The organism is Streptomyces misionensis, from assembly GCF_007896895.1.
Taxonomy (GTDB): domain Bacteria; phylum Actinomycetota; class Actinomycetes; order Streptomycetales; family Streptomycetaceae; genus Streptomyces; species Streptomyces misionensis_A.
On the sequence record NZ_VOGW01000186.1, the window covers coordinates 1 to 3014 of the forward strand.

Here is a 3014-nt window from a genome sequence, read left to right on the forward strand (position 1 = left end):
CCGGCGGCGCCTTCCGGTCCGCCGGGCGGAGTCGGACGATCCCCGACGAGCCGCGCGGCCGGACCGCCGGGATCGAACCGCTGTCCTCCTCGGTGGGGCCCCGGCCGGGGCAGGTCCGCGCGGGCGGCCTCGCCGCCCTGACCGGCCCGCGCTCCTCCGTCGTCGCCGGCGGCCCGGCCTGCGCGGACGCGCCGTGTCCGCTCGCGCCGTGCCCGCTCACGCCGTGCCCGCCGGGGCTCATGGCGTACGACGCGCGGACGGACGCGCACGCCGTGCGGACGCGGGAGCGGCGGGCCGGGGCCGTGCCAACGGGGGCGTGATCACTCCTCGTCGGTGTCCGCCCTGGACGCGTCGTGCCACCGGGGGTCGTTCTCCCACTGGAGGTTGCGCTCGGCGGCGAGTTCCATCGCCCGCTGGGCCTCCTGCGGGGAGGCGTACGGCCCGAAGCGGTCCTTGCCCGGGCAGTCCGGACCCTCCTCGACCTTCTGGTGCTCCAGGCAGTAGTACCACTCGCCCGGCTTGCCCGTGGTGCGCTTCTTGAACAGGGGCATGGATCAGCTCCTCTCGCCACCGACATGTTCCCCCATGCGCGCTGGATAGACTCGCCGGTATGTCTGGCCAGTCGCTGCTCGTACCGGGGGAACAGTCCCCCACCCGTTCCGTCCCGGGCAACATCCGCCGCCCCGAGTACGTCGGCAAGCCCGCGCCGACGCCGTACACCGGGCCGGAGGTGCAGACCCCGGAGACCGTCGAGGCGATGCGGATCGCCGGCCGTATCGCCGCGCGGGCGATGGCGGAGGCCGCGAAGATCATCGCGCCCGGCGTCACCACGGACCAGCTGGACAAGGTCGCCCACGAGTACATGTGCGACCACGGCGCCTACCCGTCCACGCTCGGTTACCGCGGTTTCCCGAAGTCGCTGTGCACCTCGGTCAACGAGGTCATCTGCCACGGCATCCCGGACTCGACGGTCCTCAGGGACGGCGACATCGTCAACCTGGACGTGACCGCGTACATCGGCGGGGTGCACGGCGACAACAACGCCACCTACCTGGTCGGGGACGTGGACGAGGAGTCCCGGCTGCTGGTGGAGCGCACCCGCGAGGCCCTCGCCCGGGCGATCAAGGCGGTCAGGCCCGGCCGGCAGATCAACATCATCGGCCGCGTCATCGAGTCGTACGCCAAGCGTTTCGGCTACGGCGTGGTGCGGGACTTCACCGGGCACGGCATCAGCACCTCGTTCCACTCCGGGCTGATCGTCCCGCACTACGACAGCCCGCACGCCACCACCGTGATGCGCCCCGGCATGACCTTCACCATCGAGCCGATGCTGACGCTGGGCACCCACGAGTACGACCTGTGGGAGGACGGCTGGACGGTGGTGACGAAGGACCGCAAGCGGACCGCGCAGTTCGAGCACACGCTGGTGGTGACGGACGACGGCGCGGAGATCCTGACCCTGCCGTAGGCCCTCCGCCGGCGCGGAGAAGGGCCCGCCCCCCACTCGGGGGCGGGCCCTTTCGCGTGCCCGGCGGCCTCTCCTGATGTGTTTCCGACACGCTGTCGGTAAACTTGCCGACACCACGTCGGCAAACCGAGGAGTGTTCCATGGAGTCGTTCTCGACGGTGATCCGCACCGCCACCCGTCAGCAGCACGCGGCGGCGGAGACCTCGGCCTTCATGGGCGACCTGCTCGGCGGCCGGCTGGGGGTGGAGGCGTACACGCGCTACACGGAGCAGCTGTGGTTCGTCTACGAGGCGCTGGAGGGCGCGGCGGGGCGGCTGGCGGCCGACCCGGTGGCGGGGCCGTTCCTCCGGCCGGAGCTGCGCCGGCTGGGCGCGCTGGAGCGGGACCTGGCGCATCTGCGCGGGCCGCGGTGGCGGGCGGGGCTCGACCCGCTGCCCGAGACGCGGGCGTACGCGGACCGGATACGCGAGTGCGCCGAGCGCTGGCCGGGCGGTTACGTCGCCCACCACTACACCCGCTACCTCGGCGACCTCTCCGGCGGCCAGGTCATCCGGGACCGCGCGGAGCGGACGTGGGGCTTCGAGCAAAAGGGCGACGGGGTGCGGTTCTACGTCTTCGAGGAGATCGCCAACCCGGCCGCGTTCAAGCGGGATTACCGGGAGCTGCTGGACGCGATCCCGGTGGACGAGCTGGAGAAGCAGCGGGTCGCCGGGGAGTGCGGGCAGGCGTTCGCCCTGAACACGGCGGTGTTCAGGGCGCTGGGCGAGGAGTTCCGGCTGACCGCCTGACGCCCGGCGCCCGGCACTGCGCGTTCGGCGCTCGGTGTTCGGCGTTCGGCGTTCAGCGTTCGGCGCTCGGCGTTCAGCGTTCAGCGTTCGAGGAAGACCCGGCCGCCGACCTCCACCCAGCCCTCCGGCTGGGGCGCGGTGAGGAGCTGGGAGCCCTTGCCCTGGGTGATGTTGAGGGCGCGGCCCAGCCGGGCGGTGAGCTGGAGCGCGGCCGCGCCCGTCGCCTCGTCCTCCTCGATGCCGTCGCCCCGGCCGGGGAAGGCGCGGGCGCGCACCCGGCCGGCGGCCTCGTCCTCCCAGGCCCACGCGTACACCCACTCCCCGGGCGGCGGCACGTCGAGCGCGTCGACCTCGGCGGGGGTGGCGTACTGGCGCAGGGTGCGCGGCTCGGGCCACTCCGGGCGGGCCTCGACCCAGCAGAACTCGCCGTCCTGCCGGGCGCCCACCACGCCCGCGGGGACGACGAGTTCGGGGACGTCCAGCAGCCAGGCGGTGCCGACGCAGGGGTGCCCGGCGAACGGCAGCCGCACGGAGGGCGTGTAGATGTCGATCACTCCGCGCTCGGGGTCGTCCACGAACACGGTCTCGCTGAAGCCGAGTTTGGCGGCGAGCGCCTGCCGGTCGGCACGCTCGGGCAGCGCGGAACCGTCGCGGACGACACCCAGCTCGTTGCCGTAGCCGCCGGTGGGGCCGCAGAAGACGCGCAGTACGTCGTAGTCAGTCACCCGGGCATTGAAACACCGCGCGCGGCGAGCGGG

4 protein-coding genes and 1 pseudogene are annotated in these 3014 nt (G+C 73.2%); 3 read left to right on the forward strand and 2 right to left on the reverse strand.

What is annotated here, in order from left to right; all coding sequences use genetic code 11:
- A pseudogene (locus FRZ03_RS39865) lies at window positions 1-320 on the forward strand (MFS transporter); the annotation flags it as partial.
- On the opposite strand, the gene FRZ03_RS32465 reads toward FRZ03_RS39865, so the two are convergent.
- Entirely contained in the window at window positions 321-551 is a 231-nt protein-coding gene (locus tag FRZ03_RS32465; protein WP_146468660.1) for a hypothetical protein, read from the reverse strand.
- A gap of 59 nt (window positions 552-610) precedes the next feature.
- Here FRZ03_RS32465 and map point away from each other — a divergent pair, with 59 nt between their 5' ends.
- Entirely contained in the window at window positions 611-1468 is an 858-nt protein-coding gene (map, locus tag FRZ03_RS32470; protein ID WP_146468661.1) for a type I methionyl aminopeptidase, read from the forward strand.
- Window positions 1469-1608: 140 nt separating this feature from the next.
- Window positions 1609-2256, forward strand: a complete 648-nt coding sequence (locus tag FRZ03_RS32475) for a biliverdin-producing heme oxygenase (RefSeq protein ID WP_146468662.1) — start codon at window positions 1609-1611, stop codon at window positions 2254-2256.
- Window positions 2257-2336: 80 nt separating this feature from the next.
- Here FRZ03_RS32475 and FRZ03_RS32485 read toward each other — a convergent pair whose 3' ends face one another.
- A complete protein-coding gene (locus FRZ03_RS32485; RefSeq protein WP_146468663.1) occupies window positions 2337-2981 on the reverse strand; it encodes a PhzF family phenazine biosynthesis protein in 645 nt (214 codons plus the stop codon).
- Window positions 2982-3014: the final 33 nt, after the last annotated feature.